This is a genomic window from Moorena sp. SIO4A5 (genome assembly GCF_010672005.1).
Taxonomy (GTDB): domain Bacteria; phylum Cyanobacteriota; class Cyanobacteriia; order Cyanobacteriales; family Coleofasciculaceae; genus Moorena.
The window spans coordinates 66,449-85,822 of record NZ_JAAHHZ010000002.1; the positions used below are offsets into that span (position 1 = coordinate 66,449).

Genomic DNA, 19,374 nt, shown 5'->3' on the forward strand with positions numbered 1-19,374 from the left:
TGTATTTTGAAGGTTTATTTTAAAATGTCAATAACTATTTTTTTTGGGAGATGATATCCGATTAGTTTGACTTTTAGAATTAGCCATTGATTAGCGACAAACCCCAATAACGAGTTCATGTGATTATGAATATTTCCTCAGTAACTCAAACTAATAATTATTCCTCTTCCAGGAAAATTACCCTAACTGAGAGCTATAACAAAATTGGCTATAAAGGTGTAATTGTGATTGTTGATGATAGTCCGACTAATTTAGGGGTGATGTTTGAGTTGTTGAGCAATTCTGGCTTCAAAGTCTTAGTCGCTCAAGATGGCTATAGTGCCCTCCAGAAAGTCAACTATACTCAACCGGATCTAATCTTACTGGATATTATGATGCCCGGAATTGATGGGTTTGAAACTTGCCGTCGCTTGAAAGCTCAAGAGTCAACTAGAGACATCCCAGTTATTTTTCTGACGGCTCGTACTGATACTCTCGAAAAAGTTAAAGGTTTCAAACTCGGTGCAGTAGATTATCTCACCAAACCAGTGCAGCAGGAAGAAGTAAGAGCGAGAGTCAACACTCACTTGAAACTCGGGCGTTTACAAAAGCAACTACAAGAACAAAATTTTCAACTTCAACAGGAAATCAAGCAGAAACAAGAAGCTGAGCATAAATATCGCAGTATATTTGAAAATGCCACTGAAGGCATTTTTCAAGTTACACCAGAAGGACAATTTATCACCGCTAATCCAGCACTCGCAAGTATTTTGGGCTATCAGTCGCCAAAAGAACTGATTAATCAAGTCACCGATATTGGGACACAACTCTACCTCGAACCGATGCGTCGTGACGATATATTAGCCCTAATCCACAAAGAAGAAACCTTATCAGACGTTGAGTCCGAGGTCTATCGGAAAGATGGTATGGTAATTTGGATTTCGGAAAATATACGAGCAGTCAGAGACAATTTTGGTGATTTACTCTACTACGAAGGGACAGTTAGCGACATTACAGAGCGAAAAAAATATGAAGATGAACTTCGTCGTGCCCGAACCCAAGCTGAGCTTTTGCTGCTTAATATCTTGCCCCAACCGGTTGCAGAACAGTTAAAAAAAGGAGAACGTACCCTGGCAGAAAGTTTTGAAGATGTAACTGTTTTGTTTGCTGATTTAGTTGACTTTACCAAACTATCAACCCAAACCTCTCCCACCGAACTGGTCGAAATTCTGAATGTAATTTTTTCAGAGTTTGACCAACTAGCTGAGGAGCATGGTGTGGAAAAAATTAAGACGATTGGTGATGCTTATATGGCTGTTGCCGGTCTGCCAAAACCCTGCAAGTATCATGCGGACGCGATCGCTAAAATGGCATTGGATATGCAAAAATTAATTGCCCAGTACAATGCTCAAACGAATCAAAATTTCCGTCTCAGGATTGGCATCAACAGTGGACCAGTGGTGGCTGGGGTAATTGGAATCAAAAAATTCAGCTATGATTTGTGGGGTGATACGGTAAATATGGCTAGCCGTATGGAATCTCAGGGTATACCAGGTGGCATTCAGGTTACAGGTACAACATATGAAAAATTAAAAGATAAGTACCTGTTTGATAAACGGGAACCGTTTGAAGTCAAAGGCAAAGGGAAAATGACTACTTATCTGCTCACAGGTCCATTAGCAATGGGTAATGGGTAATGGGTAATGGGTAATTGACCTAACTATACATGAGTTGACCCTTGACGGATTTCTTTAGTTCAGCCTTTAGATCAGCAGTTTAGCAACACCCTAAATTAAACTAACCCATGGAAAAATAACCCAGATTGAGCAACCTGTGCTACTATCTGGGAAAATCCTCCTAGCTGAGATCACCAATGGGTAAGGTTCTGGTGTTAAACGCCTCCTATGAGCCGCTCAACATCACCAACTGGCGACGGGCGGTTGTGTTGTTGATCAAGGGTAAGGCAGAGCGTATCGAACATAACGGCAAATACGTTTACGCAGATTTTCCACTGCCTACAGTGATTAGACTGCGCCATTACGTCCGGGTACCCTACAAAGAGATTCCCCTTACCCGTCGTAACATCCTGCACCGTGATGGTCACTCTTGTCAATACTGCGGTTACAGTGGTGATGACTTAACGTTAGATCATGTAATTCCTCGTTCTCGCCATGGAGGTGACTCCTGGGAAAATCTTGTTACAGCTTGCGTGCGCTGCAACGTCAAAAAAGGGAATCGCACCCCTAAAGAAGCCAACATGATGTTGCGAACCCAACCCCGGAGACCTTATAGTAGTCTCCACTTTGAAATTGCTAAAGACTTAAAAACTGGACGGCATCAGGAGTGGCGGAAGTATGTGATTGGTGCTTAGTCCGCTAATTCATCCCACGATTAATGAAGCCAAAAGGGGGTTGAGCAATGGCTAATGAGTAATGGCTAATGAGTAATGACCAATGGCTAATCACCAATGGCTAATGACTAATGACTCATAACTAATGACTAACAATTTACTTAACAGTGGTGCATCTAGCTTAGATTCAGAACAGGTTGATGCTAAAGCGCAACCGTCATCTACTCAAGATGTAAATCCTTCCGTGGGAAATTCCCAAACAACAAGGCGGCAGTCTACATCAGGTTCAAAAGTACATTCAAAAGTACAACAGTTCCAAGAGACTCTAGAGCGTCATCAAAATGAGCGGCAACTGATCATCCTACAAGATTTCCCTGACCCAGATGCTCTCTCTAGCGCTTGGGCTTACCAGCTGATTGCCCAGGAGTATAATATCCAATGCGATATTGTCTATGCTGGGACCCTCTCTCACCAGGAAAACATTGCCCTGGTTAAGCTGACTGGTTTACCAGCCAAACGCTCCAGTGTCGAGACCACAAAAAATCAAGATTTATCGGTGTATCAGGGCTATGTGCTGATTGATAACCAGGGTACAACCACCCAGCTATTACCGATTGTTACCAAGGCGAATATTCCTCTAATTGCCATCTTTGATCATCACAGTAGTCAAGGGGAGTGGAAAGCAGAATTTATTGACCTTCGTCCTCAAGCAAGAGCCACCGCGACGCTATTAACCCATTACCTTCAGGCTGGGTTACTACAGCTCGATAGTAGCATTAGTGAACATATCAAATGTGCGACAGCTTTGATGCATGGTCTGCGCTCTGATACTAATATGCTGATGCAGGCTCAGGAAGAGGATTTCTTGGCAGCTGGATATCTGAGCCGCTTCTATGACACTCAACTCCTTAACGCTATACTCAAGACATCTCGATCTCGTCGAGTGATGGATGTTATTGAGCGATCGCTTAAATATCGCATTCTCCAAGATAACTTCTCTATGGCTGGTGTGGGCTATCTTCGCTATGAAGACCGGGATGCTATTCCCCAAGCTGCTGACTTTTTAGTTACTGAAGAAAATGTTCACACTGCTGTGGTTTATGGGATTGTTTACGATGAAGACCAAGAATTAGAAGTGGTGATTGGTTCCTTGAGAACCAATAAGTTAACCCTCGACCCTGATGAATTTATCAAAGAAGCTTTCGGTCAAGACAGTCATGGGCGTTTCTTTGGTGGTGGACGCATGATGGCTGGTGGCTTTGAAATTCCGACGGGATTCTTGAGTAGTTTTAATGACAAATCGGAGTATGCCAAGCTCAAGTGGGAGGTGTTTGATACCCAAGTCAAGCAAAAACTACTGCGATTAGTTAATCCCCAGGATACTGTTATCTAAACTCACATCTTGCACCATTCTCAATAAGCTTGGTTCATGTAGGGTGGGCAGTGCACCAGACAGATAATGAACCTTGCAAAGCGCGTTGGTAGGCACTGCCCACCCGAAGATTAATGACAATGGTGCAAGTACTCAGTAAACTAACTAATACCAACTGATGAACTCAGGAGTATTTTAAGTGTAGCGATCGCATTTTAAGCTACTGTTAACAATCAGCCCATGGAACTCTACTTAATTCGCCACGGTATTGCTGCTGAGCGAGGCACCTACAACAACGATCGAGAGCGGCCACTGACCAAAATTGGCCATGAAAAAACTAGTAAAGTAGCAAAGGAGCTCCATAAACGAGGGCTAAACTTTGACCTAATCTTGACTAGTCCATTGGTCAGAGCTAAGGAAACCGCTGCTATCCTCCAAGATGTTGGTTTAGGCTCATTGGTTGAAGAGTCGGATAGTCTCGCTCCTGAGGGTGACATTCACCAATGGCTCAGCTGGCTACAGCAGAGGTGGAGAAAGACTGATGTTCAAAGACGTTTGGCTCTAGTTGGTCATCAACCGGATTTAGCTAATTGGGCGGAAATGTTGGTGTGGGGAGTATCCGATCAAAAACTAGTGCTAAAAAAAGCTGGAGTAATTGGGTTAAAGCTTCCTAATACTGGGAAGCCCTTCGGTCGCAGTGAGCTATTCTTGCTGACCTCACCCAAGTGGTTAGTATAGCAATCTTTCAGGGTTGATGGTGTTCGGAATCTCCCCCCATTCATGGGTCAGAGAAGTCAAAGAGTGCTATAATATAGTCATCACAGTAAAAATAATCTTTGTAGCACGGAAGACTTAAGCACTAATCTCTGGTAAGTTGGCCTGAGATGAATGAAGATTCTGTAGGTAATAACATGATAGCTTGCGAGTACCAGCCAGGTTTAGAAGGCATTCCAGCAGCTCAATCCAGTATCAGCTACGTTGATGGGCAGAAGGGAATACTAGAGTATCGTGGCATTAGGATCGAAGAACTCGCATCAAAAAGTACTTTCCTAGAAGCCGCGTATCTACTGATTTGGGGTGAGCTCCCTACTAAGAACGAACTTTATGAATTCCAGGAGGACGTTCGCCTCCACCGACGGATCAAGTACAGCATCCGGGACATGATGAAATGTTTTCCAGAAACTGGTCATCCGATGGATGCTCTACAAGCCTCTGCTGCTGCTTTGGGTCTGTTTTACTCCAAGCGGGCTTTAGACAATCCACAATACATTCGGGGAGCCGTGGTTCGCCTGTTGGCTAAGATCCCTACCATGGTAGCAGCATTTAAGCAGATGCGCAAAGGGGACGATCCAGTACGCCCTCGGGATGATCTTGACTATGCAGCTAACTTTCTGTATATGCTCAATGAGGAAGAGCCCACTCCCCTAGAGGCTCATGTCTTTGATGTTTGCCTGACACTCCATGCCGAACATACTATCAATGCCTCTACTTTTTCGGCTCTGGTGACTGCTTCTACTCTTACTGACCCCTATGCAGTAGTGGCATCAGCGGTGGGAACTCTAGCTGGTCCGTTACACGGAGGGGCGAATGAAGAAGTGATTACCATGTTGGAAACCATAGGCTCAGTGGGCAATGTCCACCCATACTTGGAGGAGCGCTTGCAGCGCAAAGAACGAATTATGGGTTGTGGTCACCGAGTCTATAAGGTAAAAGACCCGCGAGCAACTATACTTCAGAACTTAGCGGAACAACTGTTTAAGGAATCTGGCACAGACAAATACTACGACATTGCTTTGGAGTTGGAGAAAGCAGTGGAGGAAAAACTGGGTCACAAGGGGATTTATCCCAATGTGGATTTCTATTCCGGCTTAGTTTACCGGAAGCTGGGTATTCCGAGTGACTTGTTTACACCAGTGTTTGCGATCGCACGGGTTGCAGGTTGGCTAGCTCACTGGAAGGAACAGCTAGCCGTCAATCGAATTTTTAGACCTACTCAAGTCTACACTGGCACTCACGATGCTCCCTATATTCCTATGGAAGCTCGTTAGTCGTTAGTCATTAGTCGTTAGTCATTGGTCATTGGTCATTGGTCATTTGGGCGTTGGTGATTCTTGAGGGAAGTCCCACGAATAATCATGTACTCGGCTCCCTCGGCCAAATGCCTAAGTTTTTATACCTAGTTTTCCTCCTTTTAAAAGCTGACAGCTGAGTGCTGATAGCTGTTCGCGTAGCGTGCGTGGCACAGGCTTCTAGCCTGTGATAAGTGCGCATATGCCTAGGAAAATAATAATTACCAATTACCAATTACCAAGTAACTAATGAAATTTCCATTAACCAAAAAATTCAATAAATTTATAATTTGGACATTAATAGGAGTGGTAGTCCTGGTAGGAGTTAACACTATCATTCCTGCCCCTCGCCATACCCCAAAAACCACCAATAAAATTCAAGGAATTTGGCTAACTCATGTCGGTAACAACTTTCTATCCTATACAGGACAAACTGACAATGTATTTCACCAGTTATCTGGTCTGAATTTTAATCGAATTTACGTTGATGTTTATAATGGTGGAACTACCTATCCTAGTAACTATTCCCTCAAAAATAACTGGATTACCTTACCCTTCACCGACCCCCTAAAAGCCGCTATCAAAGAAGGTGAACGTCAAGGCTTAAAAATCTATGCTTGGTATGAGCATGGCATGATGCTTCATCTTAATTCAAAATTTGCTAAGCAGCATCCCAATTGGCTCCTGAAGACGTCAACAGGAGAAAAAGCTATCGATCAACATCTGTGGCTAAATCCAAACCACCCAGATGTTCAACAGTACTTCATTAATTTATTTACTGAAGTTGCTAAGAACTATCCCAACCTCTATGGTATTCAACTAGACGATCATTGGGGCATTCCAACTCAATTTGGAAATCACGCCAGAGTGATGACGGAATTAACCCGTAAAATTTACCAAGCGGTTAAAAAAATTAACCCTAATTTAATTATATCTCTTTCTCCCAATTCCCCAAGCTTTTCCTACAGAAAATATTCTCAAAATTGGTTGTATTGGATCCGCCAAGGCTTGATTGATGAAGTGATTGTCCAAATTTATCGCAAGACCAGCCAAGAAGTAATCAATACTCTAAGATCGTCTGGTTTACGAGAAGCTAGTTATTACGTTCCGGTAGCCGTAGGTATCTACAGTGGAGAATTCTATCGCCCTAAGCCCATAAATGAACTCAACAAGCAGATAGAAATTGCCCAAAACAATGGTTATGGTTATTCTCTTTTCTGCTGGGAATCTACCTATAGTCCTTTTCGTCGTCTAAAACCAGAGCACAAAGAAGCATTTGTTAAAACTTACTTGAGCATAAAGAAGCTTTTTTTTAACCTTATAAATTTTTTGTAACTATTAGTTTAAGCAGTCAGCTATAGCAAAGGTAAAAGGGAACAGGGAACAGGGAACAGGGAACAGGGAATAGGGAATAGGGAATAGGGAATAGGTAATAAGGAAAAAAAATTTCTGTACCTCATAGCTATCAGAAACACTATAGATGAGGCGAAACGATTTACTTAACTGACCTGTTTTAACCCATTAATCCTCTTTATCCTCTTGCCTTGTCTATAGATAAATCCTCAAAACCAATTAAATTTAGTAAAATTTTATTAAGTTTAATTAAGCTATGCCCTACCATGAAGCAAAACCTGATTGAAGGGAAGGTGAGCTCCCAGCTAACCCGACTAACGATACCGATGATTTGGGGAGTGTTTGCAGTTATTGCTTTCAACCTGATTGACACCTATTTTGTCGGACAACTGGGAACCAAACCCCTAGCAGCTATGAGTTTCACCTTTCCCGTGGTGATGACTTTAGGTAGTCTAGCGATGGGGTTAGGGGTGGGAGCATCCTCTGTGATTGCCCGTGCCATTGGAGAAGGGGATCTCCAGAAAGTGCGGCGACTGACAACAGATAGTCTAACCCTGTCTCTGCTAGTAGTAGCACTGTTCACGTTCCTGGGATTAGCAACTATCGATCCCCTATTCACGGCCTTAGGAGCTGATGCCGATTTGCTACCACTGATTCGTAGTTACATGCAGATTTGGTATTGGGGAATGATTTGTCTGGTTATCCCGATGGTGGGTAACAATGCTATCCGCGCTTCCGGCAATACTGCTATTCCCAGCGTGATAATGACGGTTGCTGCATTCGTCAATATTGCCCTCGATCCAGTATTAATCATCGGACTGGGAGGATTTCCTCGATTAGAACTGGCAGGGGCAGCGATCGCAACAGTAATTTCCCGCGCCACCACCCTAGTTGTAGCCTTGTGGTTTCTCAACAATCGGCTGCAGATGCTTTGCTTCAACCTGCCCAAGCTGAGAGTAATTTTAGAATCCTGGAAAAAAATTCTCTATGTGGGTTTGCCTGCTGCTGGAACCAGCATGGTATTTCCCATATCTATTGGTGTGATCACTGGGTTGCTAGCTGGTTACGGAACTATCGCAGTCGCAGGTTTTGGCATTGCCTCACGAGTAGAATCCTTTAGCCAGATTGTCCTAATTGCAATCTCTGCCAGCATTGGACCGTTTGTAGGGCAAAACTGGGGGGCGAAAAAATACCTCCGTGTCCATCAAGCCTTGCGTCTAAGTTTCCTATTTTGCTTATTTTGGGGAGTGCTAGTAACAGTGATTCTTGCTGCCACAGCTCCTTGGTTAGCCTCCCTGTTTAACAGCAACCCAGAAGTAATCACAATTACCGCCACTTACCTAGTTATTGTCCCGATTAGCTATGCCGGAGCAGGCGTGATTCTAGTTGCCAGTTCCACCTTTAATGCCTTAGGTAAACCCTTACCATCAGTGGTGATGATGGTGACTCGGATGGTAGTGCTTTACATACCATTGGCCTATCTAGGCAGTCAGCTATTTGGGGTGAATGGTATCTTTGCCGCTGCCTGTATTTCTAATGTAGCTGTTGGCTTAGGGGCATATATCTGGAATCAGAAAACCTGTAATATCAAAACTGTCTTAGAATTGGATAAAAATTCAGTTTCTGCTGGTATGGGTTAGCTTTGAGGTAAGCTATCAGCGATCAGCTATCAGCTATGAGCTATCAGTTATCAGCTATCAGCGATCAGCGATCAGCGATCAGCGATCAGCTTTCAGCTTTCAGCTTTCAGCTTTCAGCCAAAGGCTGACTACTGACCACTGACGGCTGACAGCTGTTCCCGTAGCGTGGGTGGAACAGGCTTCTAGCCTGTGATAAGTGCCCATAGGCTTACCTTCTGATTTCACTGCTTCCAGCTCCAAAGCTCCCTAAAAACATGTACCTCACCTAATTTAAAAGCGCTATATAAAACAATAGTGTTCCGCAGGCTGCAAAACCTTATGCCTGTCAATACAAATGATTAATTTCTAATCCTTTTCCCCGATATCAACTATGATAATTACTCAACCATAGTAGCTATAAAAACGTTAACTACTAGTAACTTAAGTCGCTATAACTATTATTTGTAAATAAATGTAATTTTTTTTAATTAGCCCTTGCATTTTTTCGAGAATTTATCTATACTAAAGAAGGTAAAGACTGATACTAATAACCGCGCTGAGCATGGCCGTTAATCATCACCAGCGCGGCTTTCCTCCCAACCAAGTAGGAGTTACTTCTATAATGCAAAAAAAAATCACGATCATCAATCCCGGCTTTTCAGCAAGTCACCGGCTCTCCCTTGGCAATACTGAATTCTGACCTCGAAGACTGTAAGCATTCAGCTTATGGGCTATGGGCACGCTACTTGAGCGGCCATGCGGCCATTGGGTGCATCTCCTCAAAGCTGATAGGAAAGCGCACCGGACTGTTTACTCGATTGATTAAACACAACTTGGAGTTCTTCGTAATCTAAATTAATCATGACTCTTCTGATTGCTGAATAAGAAGGAACACGAGCATGCATGAATTTGAAGTCTACTAATTAATTCGGGCTCGGTGGCGTTCCACAAATCTACCCAATTGTCGATAACCTCAATAACCACTGATCATCCCCATAATGATAATTAGAAGCACTAGCCATAGAGGATGACGAAGACCATGAGGATCAAGGGTGATCAAGTATTTGCAAGAGAAACGTCGATTAAGCTTTTCTCCAGGATTTGGGTATATTATGGTAATTATGCCATTTTTTCGGGCTATTGCTTCACTATAAACCTTTTTCCTCTATAATGGAACAGCCCTGCCACTGGCGAGGGGATTTGCCAAAATACCGCCGGAAATCTCGACTAAACTGAGATGGGCTAGAGTAACCCACTTGATATGCGGCCTCAGCAACTGTAGAGCCACTCACAATAAGCCTGGATGCATCATTGAGGCGATGAAGCTTAATAAACTGAATAGGGGAATAAGTCGTGATTTCCTTGAACTTGCGGTGAAACGCTGCGCGGCTCATGCCTGCTTCCTTGGCCAATTCGTCAATCGAGATAGCTTCATGAAGATTGGCTCTCAGGAAGGTCAAGGCCCGCGATATTTTCTGCATTCCTCCACCAAATGCTTGGTAAACCGAGCACCCAGCCTCGCCTCGAAGAACGGCAAACATCAGTTCTTTAAGCCTACCGTTGCCGAGTATATTGAGGGCAACAGGATCATCTAGCAATTCCAGGATGCCCTGAAGTGCCTTCGTAAATTCGTTATCCCATTTGGCCACAGTTAGCCCAGGTACTATTTCGGTACTGGAGGTGCTGGAACTGTCTATAGCTGCCATGTCAATAACAGTTTCAAACATTGTGGGAGTCTCAATGCCCAACCAAAGACCAAGTAGGGGTTTTTCCGGTGATGCCTCGATCACCTCTGCCTCTACAGGAAGAGGCAGCGTACAGCACAAGTATTGGTTCTTATCATAGATTTGCGTTGTGCCGTTCAAATATGCTCGTTTCCTACCCTGGACAATGGCGCAAATGCCAGGTTCGTATACCCCTGGCAATCGTTCCACAAGGTGACTCGTTCGAAACAGTTGTAATCCCTCAATAGGGGTATCGTTTACGCCCTCGGAACTTGCGTGACGATTAATAAGATGGACAATCTTACACATATTCATGAATCTAGGATGACTTATTTTGACTATATTGATCCTTTTCTGAGATAAATAGGCAAAAAAATGAGAGGAATAGGCTTGTTTTAGAAGATTCCAAGGGATTAATCTGCAAGTAGACGCAGAGCGCTTGGGGCACATTCTAAGGTCATAAATGCTCTGTGGAGAAGTCCTGAAAATCGTGCTGAATACTCTGCTAATCAAACTATGTAGATAGGAATAAAACATGTTTAATATGATCCTTAATCCCGGAAAAAACGAGATTTCCTTTAAAAGCCAGGGATATACTCTAGCTGCTAATCTATATGTTCCTAGAGACTTTGATCCCTCTAACAGCTATCCAGCTGTTATCTATTCGCCTCCCTTCAATCAGGTCAAGGAACAAAGTGGTGCGATCTATTGCCACAAGCTGGCCGAGAGGGGCTATGTTGCTTTAGCCTTCGACCACGTTGGCTATGGTGACAGTGAAGGTGAAATTCGCAACTATGAGAACGCCAACATTAAGATGGAAAGCATCCGCGATGGGATTAGTTTTCTGGGCACCTTACCCTTTGTTAATCGAGATCGCCTTTTTGGCCTTGGCATGTGCGCCAGTGGTGGCTATATGGCCCTGGTGGCAACTACGGATAAAAGGCTCAAAGCTATCGCAACCGTCTCTGGGATGATGAGTAATCAAACAAGTTATTTCAAAACGATGGACCGTGAAACTGTTTGCGCTACCATCGCAACAGCAAATGCGGGACGGCAAAAGTTTTATGAAACGGGTAAAGTCGAATACATCGATGGCCTTGGTATGGAAAGTTTGGATCTCGACTCCCTCGACAAAAAATCAGCTCAGTATGAAGGCTATCAGTACTACATGACCAAACGGGCTGGAGCTGAAACCTATCCTAACTACTCTCACAAGTCGCCAACTTTTATGCTGGAAACACCAATGCTAGCTGATGCTCAGTCCTATGCACCTTATCTTTACACACCCTACATCGGTATCTACGGTGAGAAGGCATTACAGGATACTGGCTCATTGACAGTAAAATTTTATGAGGCTGCAAGCGAACCGAAAGAGCTGGTTGAGATTTCAGGTGCAAGTCATGTATCGCTCTATGACATCAATGCAGATGTAGATCGTGCTATCACAGCAATAGATACATTCTTCCAAAAACATTAAAAGCTAATTTTGCCTTGAAATTAATACTGATACCAAATCCTGTTGAGATAGGTCCCTTATTATCAATTAATATTTATGTATATCAGTCTTTTATCAATAAGAAAGGGTTCTCTGTAAGCCGGATTTGGTATGACATTGCTGAGGGGGTGACATGAGCAATGAAAAGCTTGCTGTATAAGGCTTTGAGGCCAATTAACTCAGGCAAGATACAGTCCCAAATTAACTCTCAATTCATTGTCTTGATGCAGCGCGCTGCATCAAGAAGCGCTGTAGTCTTTTTCTTTTACTTTCAAACTTTATTCCAAGAGGTAAAGCATTGGCTAACTTTTCAATGGCTAACTCTTTTGATTGATTGTAGCATAATAACTACAATATTTACTAAAATATAATTACGATCCTTTAGTTTAAATTTTAGATGCTTTTGATATAATAAGGGTAACTAACATTTTCAACAAAAATCCGTATGGGGGCTAGTGACGAATGGTTTACGCTATCAATTTGTTTATCTGCACCAGGAAACTTCACCAACTTATCAGCTGATGCCATTACTAAACTTGATGTAATCTGAGAGTTATCTTCAATTGTTAAAATTTTTGGAAGCTATCTGTAAACTCTAAGATATTAGATCCTAAGGTGATATTATCAGCAGGTATTATTTTTTTTATTCTACTTTTTCAGTCCCAAAGAAAAGTAGATACACCCTGCGCTTAGTTAATCTCTCGAATTCTTCGATTACAGAAACTGAAGCATCAAATTCCTGAGTATCCTTTATCAAGAACAATCATTGTTTGTGACGACGATAGAATCACAATCCAATTTTATTATTTCCCCATTGGTATAAGGATATGCGCGTAGCGCATATCCTTACCGATTGATAACAAACGAATTTTCTACTCTACTATTAGTAATATCCAAGACAAAAGCCGCTTTATTGATATCAACTTTTTAGGTTTTAGACAATGCGGCGTGTCCCAGCTAGACCTACAGCGAATAAGCCTAATCCCAGTAGAGTGGAGGGTTCCGGTACACTAACTGGTTTGGGGTCAGAGGGGCGGATAACTTTTATAGGGGATATTGCTGTTAGTTTACTACTGCCTTCACGATTAGACCCTACACTTTGCAGACGCACTCCAAACTTTTGCTCCTCAAACATATCGATCGTTAAGGCTTCTGTAGCGTGAGATAGGATAAAGCTAGTGGATTTAATATCATCAGTTCCGATACCATTGGTGCCAATCTTTAAACCAAAATCGAATGAGCCAGGGTTGCTAGGACCACCACCGTTCAGATTGACACCATTGCCAAGATTGCTAGTATTGGTTACCAAACTCCCGGTTACATCATTGCCACTAACACTCAAATCATTTGAGTTCAAATTGAAAGTGTCGTTAATATCGAAGAATACCCCAGTGATGTCGGCCAAGGTATCAGTCACTTCAAAGTTAAACTTAACATCATTGCCAACTTCCTCTAAAGTAATGTTGACTGTAGCTGGATCACCGGTAAACGGAGAAATATCGAAGTCAAGAACAGCCGCTTCGGCAGAGATGGCGTTCAATGTAGAAGCAGCGATTGTTACAGTAGCAGCTGCCATTAAAGAGGGCTTGATGTTCATGAGTGGTAATCCTTAACTGTTCTTAATTATCAGGATTACAGGCTGATGTTTGCATTCAGGTTAGTTCAATGTATCCGTAGTTGATGAGTTACTGTATCACTTCCGCAGATAGCCTAGGTCTAATCCCATAATGACGATAATTCCAATAATCCCGCAAAATTTTGTTGTGGTCAAAGCAGAGATTAGATGGCACTTCCCAAGGGTGAAAAATGCCCAGATTTTTAGCATCATCAGCGGCTTTGGGAACACCCGTTGCTGTAGCTAAAAAGACAATACTAATGGTATGCTTACGGGCATCACGATTAGGGTCGGAATACACCTGGAATTGCTCAATTAGTTCAACGTGTAAGCTGACTTCTTCCTTAGCTTCTCGCACCGCTGCTGTTTCTACCGACTCGCCGTAATCTACAAAGCCACCGGGAATTGCCCAGCCTAGGGGGGGATTCTGCCGTTCTATCAAAATAATCGGTCGATGGGGTCGGTCGATTAGTTCAATAATGATATCAACAGTGGGAGCAGGATTACGGTATTGAGTAGAAGTCATGGGTTAGATCAAATCTGGTTGAGTATTTATGATATAGCAAAGGGAGTAGGGAGTAGGGAGTAGGGAGTAGGGAGTAGGGAGTAGGGAGTAGGGAAATTCCGATCAAAAATTATCACAATTAATATTGTGAGAAATGCGATGTGTCCGATTAGCCTGACCCAAAAACTAGAGACTAGACGGAATTTTCTCTCTCGCCTGAGTTACAATAATCCTTTATTCAGCTTCACCACTACAGACTCAACTCGCCGACGATGCTTTACTGTTAAAGCTTTACCCTCAAAGCTTTACCGTCAAATTTTAAATTTTTAGTTACCAGAGGCAGTTGACATCGGTGGTGTAACTATCCCACTGAGGGGAAGGTGCTATGTTTACGCTCATCAATGCTTTATTTGCTTTGATCATGATCGGGATTCTACTCCTGATCGGCAGGTTTCTTAAACAAAAAGTTCGGCTATTTCAATCCCTTTATCTACCAGAATCTGTTATTGCTGGGGGAGTAGCATTGTTACTCGGACCAGCAGTATTGGGTGCGATCGCATCTACCCTATCAGGTACAGATTCATTACTGGCTGGGGGTCTGTTTCCGAAAACCATGGGAATAGTTTGGTCTCAGTCTCCTGGTGTCTTTATCAATGTTGTCTTCGCCGCCTTATTTTTAGGTGAAGCGATCCCCAGTCCCATAAAAATTTGGCGCAAAGCGGCACCTCAGGTCGCATTCGGTCAAACCCTGGCCTGGGGACAATATGTGATTGGACTGCTGCTAGTTCTGTTAGTCTTGAGTCCGATATTCGGTGTCGATCCCATCGCAGGTGCATTAATCGAAATTGCCTTTGAAGGCGGTCACGGCACCGCTGCTGGCATGACCGATACCTTTAGAAAATTGGGTTTTAACGACGGTGGTGACTTGGCTCTAGGCTTGGCTACACTCGGTATTCTCTCAGGGGTGATCGCAGGTACCTGGCTAGCAAGCTGGGGCAGGCGCAAGGGCTACATCCAGGCCAGCCCTGCGACCAGCGACCTACAACAGTTTCGGGATAAAATTCAAAATACAATTCAACAGACAATTCAAGGAGAACCTACTGAAGTTAGGTTAGCCAGAGCGAGATTAATGGATGGTTTACTGATCGATCCCCTGTCATTGAACCTTGCTTTTGTAGGAGTTGCGATCGCAATCGGCTGGCTAATCCTGGCAGTGCTCAAGTTCATTGAGTCAGTGACTTGGGGAGCCGGTGGCTTTCAAGTAATTCAGTATGTGCCTCTGTTTCCCATGGCACTAATTGGTGGTTTGATTGTCCAAGTCGTAACCGTGCGTCTAGGACTAGGGTCACTAATTATTCGACCCTTGCAGGAGCGCATCTCTGGGGTAGCGTTAGATGTGGTAATTGTGACCGCATTAGCGTCGATTTCCCTAAAAGTGCTGGGAAATAACCTCCTGCCATTTTTAATTCTTGCGATCGCTGGCATCGTCTGGAACATCTGGGCATTTGTTTTCCTCGCACCCCGTATACTCCCCAGATACTGGTTTGAGCGTGGCATCGGGGACATGGGACAATCCATGGGAGTGACAGCAACCGGTATTTTGTTGATCCAGATGGTAGACCCAGATAACCATACCGGTGCTTTTGAGAGTTTCGCCTACAAACAGTTGTTCTTTGAACCGATAGTAGGTGGTGGCTTGTTTACTGCTGCTGCACCAGCACTGATTGTGCAATTTGGCCCATCGGTAGTGTTACTGCTAACAACAGGATTACTAGCCTTCTGGTTAATCTTTGGTCTGTGGAACTTTAAGCGGATGAGAAAGACATTCAGGCAAGCTAATCTATAAAGGGTTAGTCCGTTATATTAGATCGTTGCCTATTGCTTAATTTTCTGCTATTTTTGACCAGCGATCACAGAATAAAATATAGGTTGGGTTGAGGTTGGTTAAATCCAATAAATCAAGGTAAAAGAAGCCAGAGATGATGTTGGGTTTCGTTGCCTCAACCCAACTACAAGATAATGCGTTCGCGTAGCGTGACCAAAGGTCAATCGCGTAGCGGCTCCAAAGGAGCATCGCTTAGTGATCGGATTATCTTGTCGATTGGGCAAAACAAATATCTTTAACAATTGAACTGATAGATTGCCGATTTTTGCCCACCTCAAGTTACGGCTAGTAGCGAGGGATTGCCTAAGGCACCAGTGTGATCGCAAAAAGCTGGCAACCATCACATAATCTGTGGGAGCATGGCATCTGTGCAAATAGCTCCGATGTTTCCATGCCAAAGAATAACTCTGAAGTAAAAGACCAAGCACGAAGAATCTTGGACGCAATAGCCTTCACTCCCTTTGACCAATGCCAACTCTTGAACCGTGATTTTAGCCACATCCCTGCTCGTCCTGGCATCTATGCCATCAGGCATAAAACTGATGGACTGCTTTACATTGGTAAGACCAAGAGCTTGCGAGGTCGCTTCAGTGGTGGACACAAAGCTTTTTTGTGGGCATGGCTCGACAAATATAGCGACGAAGATGTTCGTATTGCTATGCAGACAATTTCCTACTGGCAAAACCCTGCGCTACTATTGGAGCTAGAAGCTATCATCTTGAGGGCTACCGAACCTCCCTATAATGTCAAAATCCCAATGGAGCAGTAAACTTATGCAGGTAGAACTTTTGGGGCGAATCTCCTCCACTGATGCAAAGGTCATCTTGGAACGCCTGCCCGAACATATTCAGGCTGCTCTCGTTGAGCGTGCTGCTGAAATTGAGTATCCAATTGAAGCAGTTATTGAGATGGCAATTGCCAGCTTTCTCGATACCGAAGCATTAAGTTTTGTAGACTGTAAACCGGGGCGTGGACAATAAGTCCAGCCAGTTATCATCGGTTGCAGCTAGGCAAGGCTAGGGCTGAGGTCTTATACCAAATCCGGTTACTATAGGACACATATCTTATTGATACAATTTTGATATATATGGATTCTAATTGACTTGTTTGTGGTCTGGCTAAACCAGATTTGGTATTACTCGTCAAAACCACCGACACTTGAGAATCAGACAACATATAGGCTAAACGTTCTTGAGGATAGCCCAGATCAAAGGGAATGTAAGCTCCCCCAGCCTTTGTAGACTTTTTCAGCAAACGCTAGCTAGACAAAATTTAAGTTTTTCAGCTAATACCTGAACGTGAGGTTCACCATCAGGACGGATCCCTTGATGGATCACCCGATTGGCTGATTGAAATTCGTTCCCCTGACCAAAGTACTTTAAACTTGCAAAATAAGATTCTGCATTGCCTCAGTAATGGAACACAATTAGCCTGGTTAATCGATTTCGCTCGTCAGCAGATTTGGGTCTGGCAGGGAGATGACTTACCCATAATCTGTTCAGGAGCAGAGATTCTGCCAAGTTTAGGCATTCTACCCGAACTTACGGTCAACGGGGTAATGGCTATGACTCGCCGATCATAGCTCGTTGCCCCTTGCTTGATTTTATGCTATTTGTTGCCAGATATCAGGGAATAAAATATAGGTTGGGTTGAGCTTGGTGAAATCCAATCAATCAAGATAATGCGTTCGCGTAGCGGCTCCAAAGGAACATCGCACTTTTAAGATGATTTTGGTAAATTGTGGGTAGCATTTTTAGTTATATCATGTCGGCATAATTACCCTTAATAAAAATCTCCCCATCTAGCCATCTCCCCATCTCCCCATCTCCCCACACTTCAACCCCTCCCCACCCTCCCCTTAATTATGGGTATTCAACCAGACTTGATATTAGAGGCCTTTTTGTCACTCCCCCCGGAATAACTGGCGATGATGTTCTAAACACTGCTCATGTGAATCAAACAGGATTTGATCATTAATGTAATCTCGAATAGGAATATTAGTATTTGGTCCTTTAAAAACACCTATAGAAATACGTTCCTCATCTGGTATGCGAACTCGATGTATAATTGAGTTTATCCTTCCGCCTAGCATTTTTTCTAAGGTTTCAGACAGAAATAGCACCCCATACCCTGGTTGGGGATTAACGTCATGCCATTGATCATCCCAAAACACTTCTAATCCTGGCTTGTCCATCAAAATTACAGTCATCAAATCATAGTCTTTATGAGCTTTCATTCCACTATTGCTTTTCTTCTTTGTATTTACCTTAGCCGGATAATAGGCAATTGAGAATGATGAAGAGAGATCACTATCAATCACGACTTCCTCGAAATAGTCTTCAACACCAAAGTAACTAAATATCTCTTTTAACAGAACTATAATAATACGCTCTTCACAATAGTTTGAAATTTTAAAAACTGAATTGCGACACTCTTTAAAGGGGCCACTGGGATTCTTCAACCTAAATAAAAACTGTTGAACCGAATGTATGTCATCAATTGAACGGTCGATATAACCTTCAACTTTACCATGGGCAAACCATTTTTGTTTTTTGATTTCGTCCTGCCTGAAAAAAGCTAAAGCCTCTCTTTTTATAATTTTAAAATGTTGAAAAATTTCTGGTTCTGGTATTCTGACATAGCAGCAACCCAGATTAACAAGGGTGTTTATTTCTTCTCGCGTCACCCTATCTACAGCATTGAGAGTTGGTAGTTCCATGATTCAGAAAACAAAAAAAATAACTCAACTCAGGTAATTATACCAGGATTCTGGGAAGTTTATCTAAGTCGCGATCGCCCAATACAGTATAATAGGATTTGAGCCGCAGAAAAGACCAGTATATAGTGAACTTACAAGAGCGAATAGAATCTCTAGAAGCGAGAATATATAGTCCTTCCGACTTTCCTCTTGCCCAGTTGAGTCAAACCGAACTCGACAGTTTACTCACATTAATTAACTATAGGAATCTAGAATCAATCTACCCCTTGTCGCCGAGGCAAGAAGGGATGCTGTTTGAGAGTCTCTATGCTCCTGAATCGGCGTTGCTGAATATGAAAATGGTTTAACCAGAAAGGGGGATTTTATGATCTCTTAAATAAGAGCTGATTCGTCAAGTAAATCTTAAGAAGTCTGAAAGCTTTGCTATGATTGTCTTTTGCTTATTAAATAGTTCAAATGTTCTATTTGAGCGCAAGCCTTATCCTACAAGGATTACAGCGAGTTTACGAATCAGCTCTAATAAATAATAAGCCTAATTGATAACTCCAACATTTCTTCAGATTTAGAGTAACAAAGAGTTCGTCGATGTAGTCTGGCTAAATAATGTCTCAATCTTGTATTTTTATTCGGCGTTGCTGAATCAAAGAATGCTATAATGAAAATAAAAACATGACATGCGCGGGCATTCC

Annotated in this window: 19 protein-coding genes and 1 pseudogene; 13 read left to right on the plus strand and 7 right to left on the minus strand. The window is 42.9% G+C overall.

What is annotated here, in order from left to right:
- Positions 1 to 125: 125 nt before the first annotated feature.
- From F6K57_RS01780 to F6K57_RS01810, 7 genes are all read left to right on the plus strand, one after another.
- Positions 126 to 1,676, plus strand: coding sequence for an adenylate/guanylate cyclase domain-containing protein (locus tag F6K57_RS01780; protein ID WP_293024615.1), 1,551 nt, complete (start codon positions 126 to 128; stop codon positions 1,674 to 1,676).
- A gap of 176 nt (positions 1,677 to 1,852) precedes the next feature.
- A complete protein-coding gene (locus F6K57_RS01785) occupies positions 1,853 to 2,350 on the plus strand; it encodes an HNH endonuclease (RefSeq protein ID WP_293024617.1) in 498 nt (165 codons plus the stop codon).
- 124 nt (positions 2,351 to 2,474) lie between these two features.
- Positions 2,475 to 3,722 (plus strand): bifunctional oligoribonuclease/PAP phosphatase NrnA, encoded by a 1,248-nt coding sequence (locus tag F6K57_RS01790; protein ID WP_293037342.1) that lies wholly within the window; start codon positions 2,475 to 2,477, stop codon positions 3,720 to 3,722.
- A 219-nt stretch (positions 3,723 to 3,941) separates the two neighbouring features.
- Positions 3,942 to 4,439 (plus strand): phosphohistidine phosphatase SixA, encoded by a 498-nt coding sequence (gene sixA, locus F6K57_RS01795; protein ID WP_293037345.1) that lies wholly within the window; start codon positions 3,942 to 3,944, stop codon positions 4,437 to 4,439.
- Between the two features lie 173 nt (positions 4,440 to 4,612).
- A complete protein-coding gene (locus tag F6K57_RS01800) occupies positions 4,613 to 5,749 on the plus strand; it encodes a citrate synthase (protein WP_293064490.1) in 1,137 nt (378 codons plus the stop codon).
- Positions 5,750 to 6,019: 270 nt separating this feature from the next.
- Entirely contained in the window at positions 6,020 to 7,105 is a 1,086-nt protein-coding gene (locus tag F6K57_RS01805) for a family 10 glycosylhydrolase (RefSeq protein ID WP_293064279.1), read from the plus strand.
- 284 nt (positions 7,106 to 7,389) lie between these two features.
- A complete protein-coding gene (locus F6K57_RS01810; protein WP_293064282.1) occupies positions 7,390 to 8,763 on the plus strand; it encodes an MATE family efflux transporter in 1,374 nt (457 codons plus the stop codon).
- Between the two features lie 1,127 nt (positions 8,764 to 9,890).
- Here F6K57_RS01810 and F6K57_RS01815 read toward each other — a convergent pair.
- Positions 9,891 to 11,003: an AraC family transcriptional regulator gene (locus tag F6K57_RS01815; protein ID WP_364300802.1), complete on the minus strand. Its 1,113-nt coding sequence runs from the start codon at positions 11,001 to 11,003 to the stop codon at positions 9,891 to 9,893.
- Here F6K57_RS01815 and F6K57_RS01820 point away from each other — a divergent pair.
- Positions 11,002 to 11,943: an alpha/beta hydrolase gene (locus F6K57_RS01820; RefSeq protein ID WP_293064285.1), complete on the plus strand. Its 942-nt coding sequence runs from the start codon at positions 11,002 to 11,004 to the stop codon at positions 11,941 to 11,943. The two genes, F6K57_RS01815 and F6K57_RS01820, sit on opposite strands and share 2 nt — an antisense overlap.
- Before the next feature lie 952 nt (positions 11,944 to 12,895).
- Here the strand turns inward: F6K57_RS01820 and F6K57_RS01825 are convergent.
- Complete coding sequence (locus F6K57_RS01825) at positions 12,896 to 13,558, minus strand: PEP-CTERM sorting domain-containing protein (RefSeq protein ID WP_293064287.1); 663 nt, start codon at positions 13,556 to 13,558, stop codon at positions 12,896 to 12,898.
- An 88-nt stretch (positions 13,559 to 13,646) separates the two neighbouring features.
- Positions 13,647 to 14,102, minus strand: a complete 456-nt coding sequence (locus tag F6K57_RS01830) for an NUDIX hydrolase (protein WP_293064289.1) — start codon at positions 14,100 to 14,102, stop codon at positions 13,647 to 13,649.
- A gap of 364 nt (positions 14,103 to 14,466) precedes the next feature.
- On the opposite strand from F6K57_RS01830, the gene F6K57_RS01835 reads away from it, so the two are divergent.
- Positions 14,467 to 15,927, plus strand: a complete 1,461-nt coding sequence (locus F6K57_RS01835) for a sodium/glutamate symporter (protein ID WP_293064291.1) — start codon at positions 14,467 to 14,469, stop codon at positions 15,925 to 15,927.
- Between the two features lie 36 nt (positions 15,928 to 15,963).
- On the opposite strand, the gene F6K57_RS01840 is transcribed toward F6K57_RS01835, so the two are convergent.
- Positions 15,964 to 16,155: a hypothetical protein gene (locus F6K57_RS01840; protein ID WP_293064294.1), complete on the minus strand. Its 192-nt coding sequence runs from the start codon at positions 16,153 to 16,155 to the stop codon at positions 15,964 to 15,966.
- A gap of 127 nt (positions 16,156 to 16,282) precedes the next feature.
- Between F6K57_RS01840 and F6K57_RS01845 the strand changes: the two genes are divergently transcribed.
- On the plus strand, positions 16,283 to 16,735 hold the full coding sequence (locus F6K57_RS01845) for a GIY-YIG nuclease family protein (protein WP_293037388.1): 453 nt from the start codon (positions 16,283 to 16,285) through the stop codon (positions 16,733 to 16,735).
- Positions 16,736 to 16,739: 4 nt separating this feature from the next.
- Positions 16,740 to 16,946, plus strand: a complete 207-nt coding sequence (locus F6K57_RS01850) for a hypothetical protein (protein ID WP_071106566.1) — start codon at positions 16,740 to 16,742, stop codon at positions 16,944 to 16,946.
- Positions 16,947 to 16,959: 13 nt separating this feature from the next.
- Here the strand turns inward: F6K57_RS01850 and F6K57_RS41830 are convergent, their stop codons facing one another.
- A complete protein-coding gene (locus F6K57_RS41830) occupies positions 16,960 to 17,220 on the minus strand; it encodes an AMP-binding protein (protein ID WP_364300811.1) in 261 nt (86 codons plus the stop codon).
- A gap of 34 nt (positions 17,221 to 17,254) precedes the next feature.
- Between F6K57_RS41830 and F6K57_RS01855 the strand changes: the two genes are divergently transcribed.
- Positions 17,255 to 17,548 (plus strand): Uma2 family endonuclease, encoded by a 294-nt coding sequence (locus F6K57_RS01855; protein WP_075903592.1) that lies wholly within the window; start codon positions 17,255 to 17,257, stop codon positions 17,546 to 17,548.
- A 321-nt stretch (positions 17,549 to 17,869) separates the two neighbouring features.
- Here the strand turns inward: F6K57_RS01855 and F6K57_RS01860 are convergent, their stop codons facing one another.
- Positions 17,870 to 18,685 (minus strand): 2OG-Fe(II) oxygenase family protein, encoded by an 816-nt coding sequence (locus F6K57_RS01860; protein WP_293064298.1) that lies wholly within the window; start codon positions 18,683 to 18,685, stop codon positions 17,870 to 17,872.
- Positions 18,686 to 18,810: 125 nt separating this feature from the next.
- Between F6K57_RS01860 and F6K57_RS01865 the strand changes: the two genes are divergently transcribed.
- Entirely contained in the window at positions 18,811 to 19,032 is a 222-nt protein-coding gene (locus tag F6K57_RS01865) for a hypothetical protein (protein WP_293019026.1), read from the plus strand.
- 169 nt (positions 19,033 to 19,201) lie between these two features.
- On the opposite strand, the pseudogene F6K57_RS01870 reads toward F6K57_RS01865, so the two are convergent.
- Positions 19,202 to 19,309: pseudogene (locus F6K57_RS01870) on the minus strand (IS1 family transposase); the annotation flags it as partial.
- Between the last annotated feature and the right edge of the window lie 65 nt (positions 19,310 to 19,374).